The organism is Paenibacillus sp. JNUCC 34, assembly GCF_058269055.1.
Genome location: NZ_CM177770.1, coordinates 5,469,652 through 5,489,320, shown reverse-complemented (window position 1 = coordinate 5,489,320; position 19,669 = coordinate 5,469,652). Strand labels below are relative to the sequence as shown.

Annotated in this window: 16 protein-coding genes and 1 pseudogene; 8 read left to right on the top strand and 9 right to left on the bottom strand. The window is 45.6% G+C overall.

What is annotated here, in order from left to right; genetic code table 11:
* Nucleotides 1-227: 227 nt before the first annotated feature.
* Nucleotides 228-476, bottom strand: a complete 249-nt coding sequence (locus AC2TF5_RS25420; protein WP_491299859.1) for a hypothetical protein — start codon at nt 474-476, stop codon at nt 228-230.
* 161 nt (nt 477-637) lie between these two features.
* Between AC2TF5_RS25420 and AC2TF5_RS25415 the strand changes: the two genes are divergently transcribed.
* Entirely contained in the window at nt 638-1,987 is a 1,350-nt protein-coding gene (locus tag AC2TF5_RS25415; protein WP_491299858.1) for a lipase family protein, read from the top strand.
* Nucleotides 1,988-2,030: 43 nt separating this feature from the next.
* The gene (locus AC2TF5_RS25410) at nt 2,031-2,309 is read left to right on the top strand and encodes a WXG100 family type VII secretion target (RefSeq protein ID WP_208916090.1); all 279 of its coding nucleotides are present in this window, start codon (nt 2,031-2,033) and stop codon (nt 2,307-2,309) included.
* Between the two features lie 173 nt (nt 2,310-2,482).
* On the opposite strand, the gene AC2TF5_RS25405 is transcribed toward AC2TF5_RS25410, so the two are convergent.
* Nucleotides 2,483-4,951, bottom strand: coding sequence for a UvrD-helicase domain-containing protein (locus AC2TF5_RS25405; RefSeq protein WP_491299857.1), 2,469 nt, complete (start codon nt 4,949-4,951; stop codon nt 2,483-2,485).
* Nucleotides 4,952-5,239: 288 nt separating this feature from the next.
* On the opposite strand from AC2TF5_RS25405, the pseudogene AC2TF5_RS25400 reads away from it, so the two are divergent.
* Nucleotides 5,240-7,386, top strand: a pseudogene (locus AC2TF5_RS25400) (heavy metal translocating P-type ATPase).
* A 160-nt stretch (nt 7,387-7,546) separates the two neighbouring features.
* Here the strand turns inward: AC2TF5_RS25400 and AC2TF5_RS25395 are convergent.
* From AC2TF5_RS25395 to AC2TF5_RS25380, 4 genes are all read right to left on the bottom strand, one after another.
* Nucleotides 7,547-8,521 carry an aldo/keto reductase gene (locus AC2TF5_RS25395; protein WP_491299856.1) on the bottom strand — a complete coding sequence of 325 codons (975 nt, stop codon included), beginning with the start codon at nt 8,519-8,521 and terminating at the stop codon, nt 7,547-7,549.
* 80 nt (nt 8,522-8,601) lie between these two features.
* On the bottom strand, nt 8,602-9,750 hold the full coding sequence (locus AC2TF5_RS25390) for an ArnT family glycosyltransferase (protein WP_491299855.1): 1,149 nt from the start codon (nt 9,748-9,750) through the stop codon (nt 8,602-8,604).
* A gap of 172 nt (nt 9,751-9,922) precedes the next feature.
* Nucleotides 9,923-11,776 carry a bifunctional diguanylate cyclase/phosphohydrolase gene (locus AC2TF5_RS25385; RefSeq protein ID WP_491299854.1) on the bottom strand — a complete coding sequence of 618 codons (1,854 nt, stop codon included), beginning with the start codon at nt 11,774-11,776 and terminating at the stop codon, nt 9,923-9,925.
* A gap of 256 nt (nt 11,777-12,032) precedes the next feature.
* Nucleotides 12,033-12,653, bottom strand: a complete 621-nt coding sequence (locus AC2TF5_RS25380; RefSeq protein WP_491299853.1) for a DUF5317 domain-containing protein — start codon at nt 12,651-12,653, stop codon at nt 12,033-12,035.
* Between the two features lie 301 nt (nt 12,654-12,954).
* Here AC2TF5_RS25380 and AC2TF5_RS25375 point away from each other — a divergent pair, with 301 nt between their 5' ends.
* The 4 genes from AC2TF5_RS25375 to nfsA all read left to right on the top strand — a co-directional run bounded on the left by AC2TF5_RS25375 (nt 12,955) and on the right by nfsA (nt 15,939).
* Nucleotides 12,955-13,155 carry a copper ion binding protein gene (locus AC2TF5_RS25375; RefSeq protein ID WP_491299852.1) on the top strand — a complete coding sequence of 67 codons (201 nt, stop codon included), beginning with the start codon at nt 12,955-12,957 and terminating at the stop codon, nt 13,153-13,155.
* A gap of 220 nt (nt 13,156-13,375) precedes the next feature.
* A complete protein-coding gene (locus AC2TF5_RS25370) occupies nt 13,376-14,509 on the top strand; it encodes a YhgE/Pip domain-containing protein (RefSeq protein ID WP_491299851.1) in 1,134 nt (377 codons plus the stop codon).
* Nucleotides 14,510-14,603: 94 nt separating this feature from the next.
* Entirely contained in the window at nt 14,604-15,203 is a 600-nt protein-coding gene (locus tag AC2TF5_RS25365) for a TetR/AcrR family transcriptional regulator (protein WP_491299850.1), read from the top strand.
* A complete protein-coding gene (nfsA, locus tag AC2TF5_RS25360) occupies nt 15,196-15,939 on the top strand; it encodes an oxygen-insensitive NADPH nitroreductase (RefSeq protein ID WP_491299849.1) in 744 nt (247 codons plus the stop codon). Before AC2TF5_RS25365 ends, nfsA begins: the two co-directional genes overlap by 8 nt.
* 236 nt (nt 15,940-16,175) lie before the next feature.
* On the opposite strand, the gene AC2TF5_RS25355 is transcribed toward nfsA, so the two are convergent.
* Complete coding sequence (locus AC2TF5_RS25355) at nt 16,176-16,319, bottom strand: hypothetical protein (protein WP_491299848.1); 144 nt, start codon at nt 16,317-16,319, stop codon at nt 16,176-16,178.
* Nucleotides 16,320-16,456: 137 nt separating this feature from the next.
* Here AC2TF5_RS25355 and AC2TF5_RS25350 point away from each other — a divergent pair, with 137 nt between their 5' ends.
* Nucleotides 16,457-17,209 (top strand): exodeoxyribonuclease III, encoded by a 753-nt coding sequence (locus tag AC2TF5_RS25350; protein WP_491299847.1) that lies wholly within the window; start codon nt 16,457-16,459, stop codon nt 17,207-17,209.
* Between the two features lie 41 nt (nt 17,210-17,250).
* Here AC2TF5_RS25350 and AC2TF5_RS25345 read toward each other — a convergent pair whose 3' ends face one another.
* Together AC2TF5_RS25345 and AC2TF5_RS25340 are read right to left on the bottom strand one after the other, a co-directional pair.
* Nucleotides 17,251-18,702, bottom strand: coding sequence for a HAMP domain-containing sensor histidine kinase (locus AC2TF5_RS25345; RefSeq protein WP_491299846.1), 1,452 nt, complete (start codon nt 18,700-18,702; stop codon nt 17,251-17,253).
* Complete coding sequence (locus AC2TF5_RS25340; RefSeq protein ID WP_491299845.1) at nt 18,699-19,385, bottom strand: response regulator transcription factor; 687 nt, start codon at nt 19,383-19,385, stop codon at nt 18,699-18,701. The genes AC2TF5_RS25345 and AC2TF5_RS25340 overlap by 4 nt, the downstream gene beginning before the upstream one ends.
* Nucleotides 19,386-19,669: the final 284 nt, after the last annotated feature.

The window sequence follows — 19,669 nt, the reverse complement described above, 5'->3', positions numbered from 1 at the left end:
CGGACCGGTAATAGCAAGAGAAAATGAGACCTCCTTCAAGGAATATAAAGACGTACATAACCTACCACTATTGTACATCTTTTTCCAATATACAGAACTTATATAATTACAAGATAGCTTCATCTTTGCAGTTCATACCAAAAAACCAGCCGTCTGCGTCGAACGACACAGGTACAGCTGGCTTGAAGGTGAGGCTCAGGGCTCAGACAAAGGATGCGAAATCTGGCCTATTTTTTGAGAGGTAAGTCTTCCGGCACACTTGCCGCTTCAATCGTGAAGTCGTCATAATTAACAAGGATAAAGACCTGTTCTTCTTCATTATCTTTGATATGGCCGTTAAGGCCAACGGTGTGCGCGAGGTCAGGCGGTGATAGTTTATGATTCGTAAACTCCACTTCAACCCCGTATTTCTCGTGAAAATACGCTTCAGCAGCTTCCTGCGTTAAACGCAGCGTCTCTTTTTCCTGATCTGTCATTCGATTACAACCTCCTAAAATGAGCAGGATCATCCCGATTAGCAGTAGATATGTAAATAAAGACCTTTTTCTCATTTTTTCTCCTTATCATATCCTAATGATTACCATTCATATTATAATTGATAATAATGATTCCTTACTATGGTAAAAAGGGTGGAATTATGGGCGATAAATATATCTCGGATAAAATATACAACAAAGCCTCCCAGATTGCTTACAATGAGGTACCTCCCGGAAAGCTTACCGAAGACGGTCTGGAAGGATGGAGTGTGGTAGAGCCTGACGGTGCGGATCTGCACCGCATTTCCGGCTTTGATGCCTTAGTGCTCCGTAACGATACGACAGATCAGGTGATTATTGCTTACCGTGGAACAGAAGCAGGCGGCATGAGTATAGGGAAAGTGAAGGATATTTATACGGATGCCGTGGATGTTGTGGGCGGTCGGCCGAAAGACTTGGAGAATAGTCTGAATCATCCATGGAAAACGCTGTGGAATGACGGGCCTGTTAAGTTGGTCAGCGATAAAATTCAATACGAGAACAACCAGTTTCATCAAGCAGAAGAGCTGTATGATGCGGTCAAGAAAGCTTATCCCAATTCGGATATCTCTTTAACCGGACATTCCTTGGGTGGTGGTCTGGCACAGTATGTTGCGGCGCGGCAGGATTTGCCGGCGGTAACCTACAGTGCGCCGAGCACGCTGAATTCGCTGTCGGATGAGCTTGTAGCCAAGGTGGAGCATGGAGACTTTGATAATCAAATCATTAACTATGTTCATCCCAGCGATTCTGTTGGTGCTGGCGGTCTGGAAGAATATGACCGACATATCGGATCGACCTATTATTTGGGAACTGACTTTGATACGGCCAATGCAAAATACAACCAGATTTTGAACGTTCCGATTCCACTGCATGGAACGGGTCTTCTGGAAGTGGTCATGCCTTATTACAATCTGAAGATTGATACCGGAAAATATTATATCGGCGATATTCGGCGTTTTTACGACTCCGTCTTAAATGACAAAACCAATTACCATTCCCCCTCCCAGTATAAGTTTGATGAGAATGGAAATCTGAGAGGACCGCTAGTGAACCGGCTGAGTGGAGAGACACTGGATGGATCTCCGCGTGGAGCGGCGTATGCTGCAACAATGGCTGCTTTGGTGAGTCTGGTAAACTTCGGGGGAAATAGTCTGAAAGCGATGTTGGCTGGGGGATTGCCTGGAAGCGGCGGGGCACACGGTTTGATTCAGCTGACACCAGCCGAATTGCTTGAGGCTGCGAAACAGATGCGTCAGAGTGCCGAAGGTTTTTCCAGTGACAGCCGCAGTGCGGTTCAATTTATAGAAAACAACATCCGTACTAGTGAGAGTCGTTCCCTGACGCCTATTGCTGAGAATACAAGCGTAAGCCTACACGGTATCCAGCAGTGGTACGAAGCGGCCATGCTGGAAATCGCGGACTATATCGACCGGAAGGCACAGGATTTCATACTGGCCGACGAGGCGTAAAAGAAGGCGTGATCATAAACAAGCAGGCGGGAGTTGAGCGCAAATGAGTCGAATTTCGGTACAGGTTGAAGATTTAAGAAGAGCTATCCAGCAGTGTGAACAGCTTCGGCAGAGATTGCTGCAGCAGGTCGCAACGGTAAAAGGTATCTCTGCCCGCCTGCAGGAATGGAAAGGAAAATCTGCAGAAGAGCTTCGCATGAAGATGGAACGTTTCGTACAAGGAGCCAACGCAAAAATCAGTGAGCTAGAGCAGCGTATTCGGGAGTTAGAGGCCTATATTAGCAGAATGCTGGAAGCTGACAGGAGTCTAGGCTGGGGATGATGGAAGAGAGGCAAGATTCCTGGCTGAAGAGTTACGGATTAGATTAAAACTGATATATAAGAAGAAGCGGTTCTCAGATTTGAGGACCGCTTCTTTATGGGAATTTAAGAAAATGAATATAATCGCCTGAGGCTCATCATAACAAGAGACGGATCAACTTACCGTCTTACGCCTTACCGCCTACCTGTAGGAACAGCGGCCTCTTTCATCCCCGTTTTCATAGGAGATCCGCATAACGGGCATTTCTTACCATTCTTCGTTCCGGATTTGCCGGACTCCAAGCGCTGCCAGCCCTTGCAGCCTGTGCCGGTGCAGAGCCATGCACGCACGGACTCGGTACGGCCGGCTGGTACCTGTGCTTCCTTATTGCCAGAAGGGCCAGATTCAACCGTTACACGAAGACGCTCACTCGCTGAGCGGGCTGAACGGTCGCCAAATCTGCGGGATGAACCAGACCCAGCGGCTGTTCCGGTGGAACTGCGCGAACCAGCACTGCGAGCAGAGCTTTCTCTGCTTGCTCCTCTCCAATCTCCTCGGAAGCCAGCGGTTCCATCTTTGTCTTTCTTCTCATTGAGGCCTTGGATTGAGGACTGGAACACGCTTTGAAGGAAGCGGGACACCTCCACCTTCCGGCCACGGTAGTAAGCCGGAGAGCTGATAATCAGCTCGTCTTTGGCACGAGTGACGGCGACATATGCTAATCTCCGTTCTTCTTCTAGCGCATCGGCCCCTTTTTCCTGCCTGGAGGTAAGCGGATGGTTGTCGTCCATATGCTCGGCCTCGAGGGAAGACGTATGCGGCAGAATGCCCTCGGAAGCCCCGATCAGGCAGACTGACGGGAATTCCAGCCCTTTCGCTTTATGGATCGTCATCAGTTTCACGGCATCGGCGGAGTCATCCTTTTTCCGTGCAGCCATTTCCCGGTGGACTTCAATCAGACGGTCTACAAAGCCAATAAAGGATGCCATATCTTTAAATCGTTTGGCGGAAGCCTCCAGTTCGTCTAACCCCTCCTGAATGAACTCCTTGTGCATCGTCAGATCCTGCGCGTTGTCGGCTTCTAAGTATTTGTCGTAGAAACGCAGCCGGATTTCGCGGACGGCATCTGCCGGTTCCAGAGCTTTCAGTGATTTAATCATTTTAGATCGTTCCCGGATTTGCACGATCTGAAAATCTTTAAGTCCCGGGTAGGAGAGCAGGTGGGAGAGGGGTCCTTTCTTGGGCCGTGGGGCATCTTTTTCACGGATAAAGGCCATGCCTTTGTCCCGGTTGATGTACAGCGTATTTAGCATGCCTTCCATCGCCTTGAAATCCCGGCGGTCGAGTGAAAGACGAAGGTGGTCCATGACCGGCTTGACCATCCACTGCTCGTAGAACAGATCTCCTTGCTCATAATGAATAAACGGTATTTCCTTCATGACAAGCTGCTCGAACACCGCCCGGCTGTTGTTGGACGTACGGTAAAGAATCGCATAATCGCTGTAGCTCTTCTTGCCCTCGCTTACTTCTCCGGAGATATGCTTCAGCAGCAGCTCGGCTTCCTCATCAGGATCACCGGGCCGCAGATACAGCGGAACATTTCCACTCTTGCGGGTGGACTGCAGCTTTTTGATACGCCGACGTTTGTTCTCGCGTATGATCTCGTTGCCCAGGCCGACGATACTGGAGAGGGAACGGTAATTGACGTCGAGTGTCACGACTTTGGCGCCAGGAAACGTCTGATCGAACTCCAAAATAAACTCATTTCGCGCTCCGTTAAAACTGTAGATCGTTTGGTCGTCATCTCCGACAACCATCAGATTGGCGTGAGGACGCACGATCATTTTCAGCAGCTCATAAGGAAGAAGTCCGGTATCCTGGAACTCGTCCACCATGACATAGCGGTAGCGCCGTTGTAGAGACGAGAGCAGTATGTCGTCCGAGGTCAGCAGGCGGTAGGATAGCACGAGAATATCGTCAAAATCCATCTGGCCGTTCTCTTCCTTCCACGCTTCATAACGGGCAAATATCTGTCGCTGTTCAATTTCTGCTGGCGTGCGAACCGGAAGCTCATCCAGACCGGTCATATTCATGCGGTAAGCGGACCATAGCGATAGCAGCGTCTCCGCTTCGTAGCCATCTTGAAGCCCCATCTCCCTTAGGATTCGCTTAATAATAAACTGCTGATGTCTCGAATTGCTTAGAATTTCCTGTCGGAATCCGCGTGTCCGAAGCAAGTATAGGAAAAAGGAGTGAAATGTCCTGGCAGTCACCTTCGTGGTTTCCTTAGGGTGGAGGCCTGGCAGACTCATGATTCGCTCTTTCATCTCCGCTGCTGCCTTCGAAGAAAAGGTAACAAGCAGGATGGAGGCGGGATCGACTTTGCTAACGGCCATCAAGTATCCTGCACGGCTAACGAGGACGGACGTTTTACCTGACCCTGCCCCCGCCAAGGTCAGAAGGGGACCGTCTGTGTGCCTAACGGCCTCGATTTGAGCCCGGTTCAGATATAACCCCTCCGACTCCAAACTGCGGAAAAAAGCCGCATCTGCGGCTTGGTCGCCCACTAGCTCCCGGCTGCTTCGGGAAGAAGCGAGCTCGGCGAACGGGAGATCCTTGCGGTCACTGCCGAAAGGGCGTTTATAAAAAGGTATGGATGTCATATAACTCACCAATCGCAATTGAAATAATAATGCCTACCCAGTTTACCGGATAACCGGCGCCGTGGCAAAGGAATACTCTCCCGCTGGGCTGTAACCCCCTTTGTAACCAATCCTCAATATGAGAATAAGAAATCCTTTTTATAGAAAATAAACCATACCTACCTAGGGTATGTAACGTCAAGATCTAACTATGTTAATTTTACACTTGCATAAAACGAAACTTTACAATATATTAGTATATGAACAGTTTCTCATATATCAATATAATATAATTTGGAGGTAATTATTATGAAAAAAGCTTTTAAATTAGATGGACTGGATTGCGCAAACTGCGCTGCTAAATTGGAAAGAGCAGTCTCAAAAATTGATGATGTTAGCAAAGCAAGCGTAAACTTCATGAGCAGTAAGCTGGTGCTTGAAGCAGCTGACGACAAATTTGAAAGTGTTGTGGAACAAGCTAAAGCTACGATCAGAAAAATCGAACCAAGTGTTGTAATAAAGGCTTAGCAATAAGCAGTAATATCAGTGGCTGTGGGTTTAACCACGGTCACTGATATTATGCAAGTAGATGGAGTGGAGGTTAAATCATGAGAGAGAAAAAACGGTTAATCCGTACCATTACAGCTTTAGTTTTATTTTTTGCTACAATGATATTCCCTATTAATGATTCGTGGAAACTTTGGGTGTACCTCGTCATTTACCTGATCGCAGGTGGTGATGTTGTACTGAAAGCTCTTAAGAATATTTTGCGCGGGAAAGTATTTGATGAAAATTTCTTAATGAGTATTGCAACGATTGGTGCATTTATTATTGGAGAATATCCTGAAGGCGTTGCAGTCATGTTGTTCTACCAAGTAGGTGAATTGTTCCAATCATACGCTGTTGATAAATCACGTAAATCGATCGCTGGGTTAATGGATATTCGTCCTGATTATGCGAATGTACAACGAAACGGGAAAATGGTAAAAGTCGACCCTGAAGAAGTAGCCATAGGCGATATTATTGTAGTAAAAGCCGGTGAGAAAGTTCCACTCGATGGTAAAATCATTGAAGGTGTATCGATGGTAGACACATCTGCTTTAACAGGCGAATCTGTACCGCGTGAGGTATCTACAGACAACGATATTTTAAGTGGTTTTATTAATTTAAATGGTGTATTAACGATAAAAGTGACTAAAGAATACGGAGAATCTACGGTTGCCAAAATTCTCGATTTAGTTGAAAATGCCAGCAATGAAAAAGCAACAACTGAAAACTTTATTACTAAATTCGCCAAATACTATACTCCGATTGTAGTTATAGTTGCAGCACTGCTCGCCGTTATTCCACCACTCGTTATTAGCGGAGCTACCTTTAGTGACTGGGTATACAGAGCATTAGTATTCTTAGTTATTTCCTGCCCATGTGCATTAGTTATTTCCGTTCCATTAAGCTTCTTTGGCGGTATTGGTGGTGCCTCAAAAGTTGGTGTGTTAGTTAAAGGCGGAAATTATCTGCAAGCATTAGCTGATACCGAAATTATTGTATTTGACAAAACAGGTACCTTAACTAAAGGAACATTCAACGTAACCGATATTCAACCTAAAGGAATGTCAAAAGACGAATTGTTGGAAATTACTGCTTATGCCGAAAGCTACTCCAATCACCCTATTTCAATGTCGCTTAAGCAAGCTTACGGACGACCGATTGATAACTCAAGATTAGCCGATGCTGAGGAAATTTCAGGACATGGTGTTAAGGCACTTTTTGATGGTCGACCTGTTATGGCGGGCAATGCTAAGCTGATGCAACGAGAAAACATACGGTACTATAAAGGTGAAATCATAGGTACTGTAGTTCATGTCGCTGTAAATGGAGCTTATGCAGGTTATATTACGATTTCCGATGAGATCAAAGAAGATTCACAGCAAGCCATCAGGGATTTGAAAGCAAATAAAATTCGCAAAACAGTAATGCTGACAGGAGATAGTAAAGCGGTAGGTCTTAAAGTAGCGAATCAGCTCGGATTGGATGCAGCATATACAGAACTACTTCCGGGTGACAAAGTTGATAAATTGGAACAATTGCTTAGTGAAAAATCAGCAAAAGGCACACTTGCCTTTGTCGGTGACGGTATTAACGATGCCCCTGTGCTAGCAAGAGCTGATATCGGTATTGCCATGGGGGGACTAGGTTCTGATGCTGCAATTGAAGCGGCAGATGTTGTCATCATGACGGATGAGCCTTCAAAAATCGCCACAGTCGTAAAAATATCACGTAAAACATTAAGAATCGTTAAACAAAATATCATTTTTGCTTTAGCCGTAAAATTTGCTGTTCTTATTCTAGGCGCATTTGGGATCGCAAGCATGTGGTCAGCCGTATTTGCAGACGTTGGTGTATCCGTTCTTGCTATACTTAATGCGATCAGAATGTTAAATATCAAAAACATATAATATTTCGCGATAAATCGGATCAATATTAACGCCATTATTAATAAATAAGGAGGTGCCCCAAAAGGTCCGTTGACCTGGGACACCTCCTTTTCCTGTTGTAAGGCGCTACGTGAATCGTTCCTCCAACCGCTCTTGCCCCCGAATTTCACGCGGTGAGGATTTAAGGCAGTGCTACTCCGCGGGAGCTGACATACAGCGAATACCATTCTTCACGGGTGAGCTCCACAAGTTCGGCACCGCCGCAAGCACGGATACGATCCGGATTTTTGGTGCCGATGACTGGCTGAATGCCTGCTGGATGTTTCATGAGCCAAGCAAGCAGTATGGCTTCAGGAGTAGTCTCCTTCTCATTGGCCAATCGCTTCACCAATGCTGCTGTCTCCTGAATCGCTTCTGGCAAGTCTTGAACCGGACGGCCCGTGTATACGCCTTGAGCAAGCGGGCTCCAAGCTTGGATTTGAATCCGGTTCATCTGGCAGTACTCGAGCGTTCCATCAGGGAACATATTCTCTTTGGCTTCATCACGGTTTACATGAACACCAGCATCGAGCCATCCAATATGTTGCAGGCTCATCTGCAACTGGTTCACGATAAACGGCTCATTGGTATAAGACTGGAGCAGAGCAATCTGTCCAGCTGTCATGTTGGACACTCCGAAATTCCGGACTTTTCCGGATACTTTCAGTGTTTCCAGCGCCTCAGCCACTTCTACGGGATCCATCAATGGATCCGGACGGTGCAGCAGCAGAATATCGAGGTATTCTATACCTAACCGCTGAAGCGATCCGTCTACGCTGGACAAAATATGTTCTTTGGAAAAGTCATATCGACCAGGTATTCCGTTAGGCTCCGCAAACCGGATCCCGCACTTGGATTGGATAATGATCTGCTCCCGAAGGTCTGGACGTTCTTTTAGAACCTGTCCGAAGACACTCTCAGCCTTGCCTCGGGTGTAGATATCCGCGTGATCAAACATATTGATTCCAACCGCCAGTGCGGCATCAACCGCATCGTGAGCCTGGCGGACATGTTCTTCGGTAATCGGACTATTATCCCAACCTCCGCCGAGTCCCATACATCCCAGTACAAGTCGGCTAGCCGGTATGTTCCGGCGGCTTAATGGCATAATTGACATTGGATGAAATCCCTCCCATATGTAATAAACGCAATATGATGTGATTTCATTGTAGCACGTTGTCTTTGTGAAATATATTTTTACCTAACATATTTCCGCTGGCGGGACGACCCTCTATGGAGACTGGATTTATGTGCGTATATGACGGCCTTATTTGTTAGAAATGCAGTGTATAGAAGAAGAAAAACCCCGTATGGAAAGCCCGTTCCATCCAGGCTCGGTACGAGCCAGTCAGCCGCTATGAAATACAGCAGAGTTAGGAGGGCGGGAAGCTGTCTCTTTAACCGGTATTTCCAGACGGACCAGACAAGGCCAATGACGCCAGCATACAGCAAAATCAGGCGCACAAAATCCAAAGCAGATTGAACGACCCTCCGGGCTTCCTCATTACCAAAACGTCCGGCGTATTTCGTAGAGAGTCCGCCGAATATACTACGGTACAAGTGGACCAACGGATTTCCTTCGATGAAGCGGGCATCCAGCCAGAGCGGTGCGATATTCCATGGGCCGGGAAGGTACCTCAACTTCTCAAAGATCGGTATGCTGAGCCACCAAGGCGACATGACCAGAAGGTATCCGATTGTGATCAGCAGGGTTCCACCGATGATGACTCGCCACGGGCTGTGATATTTCCACCAGAGGATGACAAAGAGAATCGGATATAGCAGAGCTTGCAGGTTGAAGTAGGCCACGAGGGCTGTGAGCACGCCTGCGGCGATATACCATCCCGCTTGTTTGAACTCAAGTGCTCCGATCACGGCGCACACGAGCATCAACATGAGCATCTGCATCGTCGTATCCGGTAGTATGAGGCGAACAACGCCATAGACCGGCCAATAAAGAGCATATATGAGACATGCTAATAGTGCTGTTGATGTATTAAACATATATCTGGATAGAACGAATACCAGATAGACGGAGAGGGCGTGAAAAAGCGATTGGATGAGGCGGTATGCCATGAAAGCATGTCCTTCATTCCCGAGCAGCTTTGTTAGCCCGGCAATCATAAGCGGTACACCCGGCATAACGACAGATGAACCGTTCACATCATCAGGATGGCCGATCGTTTCCGCGCTCGTTATATATTTTTGCTCCATTTCAATAATGGCGCCCTGTGGCCCGTTCTTTCCGCCGACAATGATTAATAGACACGACATGAGGAATACCCCGACGATTATCGCGAGCAGCAGTTTTCGATTCATACGACTCAAGGACCAGATGGAAAACAAATTGAACACTCCACTCTATGTGTTTTAATCTAATATCTCTCTTTCTCTATATTAAATAAAACCGAATCAAATAAAAAGACTCCGTTGTAACCGGAGCCCCACAGCGAATACTCTCTTTATGCCTGTTTTTGGTACGTATCAAACATGGGGGAGGAGATCAGTGGTAGAAGATTCATGTCTCGAATCCAGCGGCAGGCTGTTGCTGCTCCAGCATACGCTGCTGCATATAGCCAATAAACAGTTCAACCAGCTCAGGATCGAACTGGCTTCCGGCACATCTTCTCAACTCGGCAATGCCTTCTTCGTAGGTTTTGGTCTTTTGGTAAGGTCGTTCCGTTGTCATCGCATCAAAAGAATCAATGATGGTGAGCATGCGGCACAATCTTGGTATTTGGCTGCCCTTAAATCCATGTGGATATCCGCCCCCGTCATACCGTTCGTGGTGAAGCTCGATGTACGGCACCAGCTCTTTAAGTTTTTCATTTGTTTCGGCGATCCGTTTTCCCCAGCTGACGTGGCGTTTTACCGTTTCCCATTCGCCAGGAGTGAGTTTATCCTTCTTATTCAGTATTCCCCAAGGGATTTCCAGCTTACCAATGTCATGAATGAGTGCACCGAGTACAAAAGTACGTCTTTCTGTGCAATCCAGACCGAGTGCTTCGCTCATATCAATGGCGTATCGGAATACACGCTTGGAATGCTTGAAGGTGTCCACATCTTTGTAGAGAAACAACTTCAGCTGCTGCTCAATATCGCGGACGTCTTCTGCAAAATCAATTTCGTATTCCTGGGCTGAGCCGCTGCCGTAAACATGTACGTTGTTCTTGCCTTGCTTCTTGGCGTAATAAAGTGCCTGGTCCGCGAGGTCGACCATCTGTGCTTTATCATGGATGTCATCCCGGTAGTTGGCAATTCCCGCTGAGAAGGAGAGACAACCAGCAGGAAAAATTTCGACCCCTTCAAAATAAGTATCATTCAATTTTTTGCGGAGGCGGTTTATAAAACTGCGAGCTTTATTCTCATCATAACCCGGCATCAGGATTGTAAATTCCTCACCCCCAAAACGGGAGGCAATAACCTCCGCAGGTTCACATTCAGCTTTCAGAAAATTGCCCAGAAATGCGAGCAGCATGTCTCCTTTCAGGTGACCGAACTGATCGTTGTATTTCTTGAAATCGTCTATGTCAATCATCGCAAGGGACAGTGAGGTTTCCGCTGCCTTTGATTTATTAATTTCTGTATCCAATAAGTTCTCGAAATAACTGTGGTTGAATAACCCCGTACGCTGATCCTTGATCGCCTTTTCCTGAATTTCGGTATACATCGTAAACAGCTGCTTAAACGAATAGGAGAGCATGGTACTAAGCGCAATGAACAGTGCCAAGCCAAATACGCCATTGCTGGAGATGAGGATAGACAAGGCAAGAGAAAGGATAAGGGTACTAAGATATACAACGATAATATCCTTGAAAAATTCTTTTAATGCTTCACATAGTGTACTTTTCATCAGAATAACGTAATAGAAACCAATCAATAACACGTTTATTGAAAAATAAACAGACAGAGCTATTACATATGAAATGATGTTTTCATTTTGGATGGGACCGACTTCTCCTCCTGATGCAGAGAATACGATAGAAGAGCCGGTAATCATCAAGACGTATATAGAAAAGTTGACGAGATTTTTCCAAATTGGAGTTTTGTGGTTATAAAGTGATAGGATGATTACAGTCAACAGACAGACGGATAAAGCAAATTGGGCACCATAGATGAAGACACAAGCCAAATAGACCGATGAGTCCATAGATTGTCCATTTCCTTGTGGAGGAAGGCGAAAGGTAAAGTGATCTAAAATTAATGTGGCGCCGACGAGAGCATATAACCAAATCCAATCATTCAGGGAATAGTTTAGGAAGTCCGCCTGATTGATAGAGATAAAGACGGTGATTCCAATGATAGATATGATTAAGAAGTACCATTGGCGTGCATTTAACTTCATGGTGCGAGCCCGTTTCAACATGGACATATATTATTTTCTCCTTGGCTAACAATGATGGTATCTCCACATTTTAAGGTATAATACAGCACAAAACAACGAGGATATATAAAAGAACTGGCTATGAATAGCCAGTTCTTTTATATCACAATTAAACGAATTTGAAACCAGAGGTCAGTGCTACGAGAACGGACGCTACGATCACAGTGTTAAAAACAATACGGGAATATTTAACTTTTTCTGTTTTTTTCATGTATTTCCCCCCCTTTCAAGGCATTTGATGTATTTAAACTTTTTGTGGTTCTACATGGTCAGAAGTTTCTAATTGTTCATCATTAGATTTAGAGGCTTTCCTGTGGCCATTACCCATCAAATGTACGATATACATAAAAATGCCGATGTTCATCACGATATCGCCGATACTGATGGCTTGGGTTCTCGGATAAGGTGCAGACAGTGGGATAATATCACCAAGGAATGGCAGCACGGTTGAGTCATCAAGCAAAAAGTGCTTGGTTATGATAGCTCCTTCTTTAAGCATGTCCACATAATAAGGATCGAGCACCGAAGCTGCTTGAAGTGATACCGGCATTCTGCCGCCATTGACGGCCATAACAAGGAAGTTAAGAAATACACCTGCTAAGATACTGCCAAAACCCTTCTGATCGCGGTTCATCCATAGGAACAACATACCTACTATATAGATGATCATAAACACATAACTGCTTGCCGCTGCCAGTACATCGGAGTTTTCCTGGAATCTGAAAATGATCAGCTGGATGATCAGTAGCACCGGAAAGATCCAGCCGCCCTTCAGCCGAATTTTGCTGAACTGAAGCAAGCCGTGACGAAAGCCTCCCCGAATCAGTCCGACAATCAGACCAATGATAATGCCGTCAAAAACCATAAGCTGTTTCCTACTTTCCTGTTTCTCGAATTCCTTTAAAATACATATTCGACATAAAATTGGAAATTCCTTCTCTCGCTTCTCGAAAAAAGAAAAAAATTGTATAACAAGGAGTTTTATTGGTCTATCTCAACAATTATAGATTATTATACCAGTATAATTGGAGATATGTATTATAATTCGAGGAGCTGGATCTTTACATACTTATGGGGGGTATAGTATAATGCGATTATACTAACTGTCAATAAACTCATTAGATAACCGGCATATCACCGGCACAACAGCCAAGGAGGAATTACGAATGAAACAAGTTACTGTGAGCGTCGAAGGCATGTCTTGCAACCACTGTGTGAATTCAATTGAAGGTGCTTTGAAAAATGCGGGTTTGTCCGGTAAAGTGGATCTGGCTTCTAAGACGGTGACCGTGGAATATGACGAAACGAAGGCAACTGTGGAGCAAATTAAAGAAACAATCGAAGAACAGGGATATGATGTCGTTTAACCATTAAATATTTATCAAAAACCGTCAGGCTGCATATACAGTCTGACGGTTTTTTGTCGTATAATTTACCGGCTTGTTCAATACTTATTGACAATTACCGGAAACCGACCTATGATTTAAACAATTGTTTAGTTAAACAAGTGTTTAAAACAAATGATTAAATTGTAGGGGGAGATCGATCGTGTTCAAAGGTGTATTCATTTTATTGAAGAGGCCACAAATGATGTTGGGTATCGCTACAGCATTGGCATTTCAGATTATATTCAGTGTCATTTGGATGACGGGGTATCAGGGGGCAAATGAACGGATAGGGGATTTTCGCATTGCGATTGTTAATGAAGACAAGATTATGGGAATTCAGGTTCTTCAAAAATTGCAGAACAGTCTTCCTTTTCAAATCAGTAGTGCTAATCAAGATACAGCAAGACAGCAGCTCGTAAACCGTGAGGTGCAAATGGTGATGACCATTCCGGCCGATTTCACGGCAGATCTGCAAAATCCAGCAGCGCAAGCCAATCTGCTGTATGAGATCAATGAATCCAATCCTGCGCTTGTGAAGAGTGTAATGGATAGTGCGGCAGCAGCGATCACCAGAAACGTCGACCGTGAGGCTTCGGCTGCTGGTATCCAAAATGTGCTAGAGCGTTCATCGATTCCTTCAGAACAGGCTTCGGTTGCAGCAGTAGGCTTGGCGGAACGGGTAAAGTCTGAAATCAGCTACATCTACCCTGTGGACGGATTGAATAATCAGATGGTTCCGATGATGATGGTCCTTGCTTCTTTTGTCGGGGCCATGATTATGGGAATGAATATGCAGCAGGCATCTTTGACATTCGGCAACGACATCACCAAATGGCAGGCTTTTACGGCACGGACGATGATCAACATCGTCTCTGCTCTTGTGATCTCCTTGCTGGGCTCATCGCTGGTTATGGCATTGGGCGGACAGTCTGCTGAAGGATTTATGACCCTTTGGTTGTTCCAGAGTCTGATCGTATGGGTGTTTCTTGTGTTTTCACAAATGTTTCTTATTGTCTTTGGAATGGGGGGCATGTTGTTTAATATTACGCTTTTATCCTTGCAGCTAGTTACTTCGGGGGCAATGATTCCAAGACAGATTCTTAGTGCAGGCTTTCAGACTACGGGAGATTTGCTTCCTGCCACCTATGCTGTTGAAGGGTTGATGAACATTTTATTCGGTGGTGTCCATCTGGGGAAAGATTTACTTGGGCTTGCAGCTACAGCGGTTATCTCTCTCGTCATTTCAGCGGTAGTTACAGCTCTGAGAAAAGACCGACATTCTAATCGCAGCGGCAAAGCCGCACAGCATATCCCAACGCCGACCTCTGCTTGAACCTAACCTTTCACTTACTGCCGTTTTCCGCAACTTGCGCAGTCCGGGGTGAAGTTCCATAATAGATGGGAGAACGTTTAAAGGGGACAGTCGGATGGAACAGCCTGAGCTGGATGTAAAAACGCGAATATTAATGTCTGCCAAAAAGCTGTTTGCCAAGCAAGGGTTTGAAGGAACTACAGTTCGGCAAATATGTGATGACGCCTCTGTCAATATCGCGCTTGTATCCTATCATTTTGGCGGCAAGGACAAAGTGTTTACAGCGTTATTTGAACAGTTATTTCCTGGCTATGATATGGATCAATATAAGGAACGCATGGATGAGCCGGTGAGCGGTCTTGCCTTTGCTATCCATGAGATCGTAAAGTATACGCTAATTGATACAGAGCTAAGCGATATCGTTCAGCAGGAGCTGACGATGCGTACACCACGCAAAGAGGTCGTACTCTCTTTTTTGCGTCCCGTATGGAGATCGGTAAAGCAGTTGCTGGATAGTGGAAAGTCCCAGGGAAAGTTTCACTTTGAATCGTCAGGAGATGCATTGCTCATGGTGATGGGGGTTTGTTTATCTCATAAATTGATGATTATCAACGAGCCTTTGCTAGGGTTTAAAGATGCTGATCCGGAGCATATTTCACAGCAAGCGATACAATTTATTTTCAGAGGACTGGGAGTGACGACACCAAGTGAATGAAACATTATCTCTATTGATGAATCACCGATCCATCCGTAAATATACGGACAGGAAGGTTACCGAGGAACAGTTGAAGATGATCATCGCGGCGGGACAGATGGCTTCTAGCTCCAGCAGTGTGCAGGCATACAGTGTCATTGCTGTAACGGACCCGGAGCAGAAGCGGGCTTTGTCAGCTCTAGCCGGTAATCAGGCTTATATCGAAGAATGTCCGGTTTTTCTCGTATGGTGTGCAGATTTATATCGTTTGCAAAAAGTGAGTGAGGCGCATTTGAGTGATCAACCGGGTTATGTGGATTCGACTGAGAATTTCATCGTGGCGACGGTAGATGCCGCCCTGGCCGCGCAAAATGCTGCAGTTGCTGCGGAATCTATGGGCCTCGGGATCGTATATATCGGCGGGGTACGGAACCACATCGCTGAATTTGCGAAACAGCTGAAATTGCCGGAGCTTGTATACCCGGTGTTCGGCATGTGTGTCGGCTATCCGGATCAGGATCCCGGTATTCGCCCTCGTCTGCCCCTTGATGGCGTGCTTCACCATGGAACTTACGATGCGACTAGAACCGTGGAGGAAGTTAAAACCTACGATAACACGTATGCGGAATACATGCGTGCCCGAAGCGGCGGTAAACCTGCAGCAGCTTGGTCACAGTTTATGGCGAAGCGTCTGTCGGAGCCGGTGCGCCTTCATATGAAGGATTTTCTGCAGAGCAAGGGATTCATGAAGAGATAGAGGCTGAGGGACAAGCAGCAGCGGACATAGACAAAAAGGCAGAACATCAACAGGATGCGCTGCCTTCTTGCTAAGATACAAGAAGGTACACGCTTCTCAGCTATTCGTAAGGTCAAGTATTGATGCAGATTTTCCTTGGTTGTAAGCGACCGATAGCGTCTTACAACAAACATAGGGGTGTCCCAGGTCAATGGACCTTTTGGGACAGCCCCGTTTTGTTGTCACAGCGGTTCCGGTTATTTTTCCTCCCGGCAGTGTTCTTCGGCAGCGGAAGTGAATTCTTCTTCGTTTTGGGATGCGAGTTTGTCTCCATACTGATCCAATCTATCCGGGCTGCTTGATGGTCCGTCATTTTTCGGTTTGTTATTTCTTCCTGTCATGATCAAGGGCCTCCTTCGGTGGGCTGATTGCTTTATATTGAAGCTTACAGCGAAAATACCGCCAACCTTTATGTTGTTACTGTTCACGCCTGACTATTCATATAAAAATGTAATATATTCGATTGGAGGTTAAGATATTGAAGCTTGTATCATGGAATGTCAACGGCTTGCGGGCCTGTGTAACCAAAGGCTTCATCGATTATTTTAAACAGGCTGATGCCGATATATTTTGCGTGCAAGAAACGAAGCTGCAGGAAGGGCAGATTGAGCTTGATCTGGGCCCCGAATATAATCAATACTGGAACTATGCTGTAAAGAAAGGCTATTCCGGAACTGCTGTATTCACCAAAATACCACCTTTATCTGTTCGGTACGGCATTGAAGAGGATAACGAGCCGGAAGGAAGAATCATCACACTAGAATTTGAGAACTTTTATCTCGTGAATGTATATACACCGAACGCGAAGCGTGATCTTAGCCGATTGGATTACAGAATCGAATGGGAGGAGCGGTTTCGCCGCTATTTACTGCAGCTGGATGAACTCAAGCCAGTTATCGTATGCGGGGATTTGAATGTAGCGCACCAGGAGATCGATCTGAAAAATGCGAAGGCCAATCAGGGCAACTCCGGCTTTACGCTGGAAGAGCGGGGGAAGATGACGGAATTGCTGACGGCCGGATTTATCGACACCTTCCGCCTTTTGTACCCGGATCGGACCGACGTGTACAGCTGGTGGTCTTATATGCCGAAGGTGAGAGAGCGGAATATCGGCTGGCGTATCGATTATTTTCTCGTGTCCGCCCGTTTGGCGGAGAAGGTGAAGGAAGCGGAAATCGATTGCCATGTGATGGGAAGCGATCATTGTCCGGTTTTGCTGAGCCTAAGTTAATAAACCAAAATCCATGGCGATTATGCCATGGATTTTTTTGATTATTTTTTAATAGGAAATGTAAATCGTACGGTGGCCCCGGCATGAAGGTTGTTTTCTGCGATAATATGACCGCCGTGATGCTGAACCAACAATTTTGCGATATACAATCCAAGTCCGGAATGACCTTTTTGTCTTACGGATCGGACATGCCCCTGATAGAATTGCTCAAAAACTTGCTCCAGATCTTGTTTATGAAATCCTGTTCCACTATCGGTTATGGACATGGAGACCTGCTGTTCGGTCACCTCCACACTCCACAGGATCCTACCTGAATCCGGGGTATATCGGATGCTATTAGCAACGAGATTGTCCAGCACCTGGATGATCCGATAAGGATCGAAGGAGATGTGGGGTTTGGCACCGCGCCTATCTGTTAGTTCCGTTTGAAAGGTAATATTTTTTTCTCTGCATAAGGCCACATATTCAGCCTCTTTATCATCAATAAATTCATCTATATCCATAGGGATGGGATTTAGTTGAAAGGATACTTTTTCGATTTCCGTAATTGTATTCATATCCTGTAAAAGATTAGATGCACGTGTTGTGTTGCGTTTAATAACTTGAAGGTATTGAGGAAGTCGATCCTCACGCATGTCCCCGTTCATCTGTTCTAATCCCTCCACATGCCCCCTAATAATTGTCAGCGGTGTACGTAAATCGTGAGCTAGTGCGGCAAACATCGTACTTCTTTCTTGCTCGAGCTTCCATTCCCGTTCAATGGATTGTTCAAGCTCCTGGCGCATTTCTTCAAAGGCAATCGTAAGCTGATTAACTTCAGTTATGGAGCAATTCTCGGTTATGGAAAAATGTAAGTCCCGTTCCTTAATACGCTCTGCCCCATATAATAACTGCTGTAAAGGAGTGTTTATTTTTCGACTAAACTGCCTTCCAGAAATGAAGGTAAACAAGATGATATACAGAAAAGGCGACAGAAAAAAGGTTAGAAATCCGAAGGTGACCAAGGGATCGAGAGCTGCATTTGCCGTGGTTACCTTAAGAGAATACCCTAGCAAAAGAGCTCCTAATAGATCCCCCTGATCGGACTGAACAGGAATATATTTAATAACTTGATTTATTCCTGATAATGTTCGATTTAAGCGGTTAAGGATATCGTTTTTATTCAACGGCTCATGGAACTCCAGATCCCCATACAGGAATTCACCGGATGAAGAGACTACACGATAAGACATTCCTTCAGAAGGAATGAGCCGTTCCAATGCGGGTTGTCCCTGCTTGCTGATGACGGAATCTCCCTCCATTCGCACATACTTTGAAATGACGGGAATCTGTCCTTCATAATGATTGGCTGGAAGCATGATATCATGGTTAAAGAAGTACATGAATAACAGAAAGAGTAGTCCCCAAGTGACAAGTGTCGCCAGTAGGCTACTCACGATGACCCAGGAGAAGTGGCGGGCAAAAGTGCTTTTGATCGAACGTTGTTTGATCATTTCACGTCCCATTTGTAACCAATACCCCAAACCGTCTGAATATAGCTTTTATCTTGAGTATGGGCAGCCAGCTTGGCTCGGATTTTCTTAATATGTTCTGTTACAGTAGAGTCGTCTCCTTCTGCGTCAAAGCCCCAAATCTTCTCGTAAATTTGCTCCCGTGAAAAAACCTGACCTTGATGCAAGGACAACAGTTCTACTATCATATACTCCTTGTTCGTGAGGGCAACGTTCTGCCCGTTATAGCTTACAGAATGCCCTTTGCAATCGATCATCAGGGACTGAAATCTGAGCATTCCTTGCTCCCTCTGCGTGTGCACTCGCTTTTCCCGCCGCAGATGGGCATGAATTCTAGCTTTTAATTCGGCCAGACTGAAAGGCTTTAACAAATAGTCATCACCGCCAGCCGCCAGGCCCTGAATGCGATCCGTTTCACTTTGGCAGGCACTTAAAAATACAATGGGACAATCGGTGATTTCCCGCAGCCGCTCACAAACCTCAATGCCATTCATTTCAGGCATCATGACATCAAGAATAATAAGTGCAGGCAGCTTACTCTGTATAAGAGCCTCTTGTCCGCTTCCTGCGGTTAATACTTCATAGCCTTCAAGCTCAAGGGCATCTTTTATAAAACTAATAATTTCTTCTTCATCATCAACTAACAATATAGTTTCCTTCGACATATAAATCCTCCAGAACATAGCGATCATTAGAAAATAGCTCTATTAAAACATAGTGCTGGGCATTGTAGCAGTCTAATAATTTGGGACACATCAGTACTTGAATGAACTCCCTTACGCGTGGCGACTACTCATATTATCCAACAGGACTTGTGTACGGTGGCGGTAGACGACTGACTGTCAACATGTTTTAACCTCACCAGTGTTGTATAAAGTACAACAAAATCCCGCGATAGAGCAGCGAAGGACGGATTGTTGCACTCAGTACAACAATAGGGAGAGGGAAT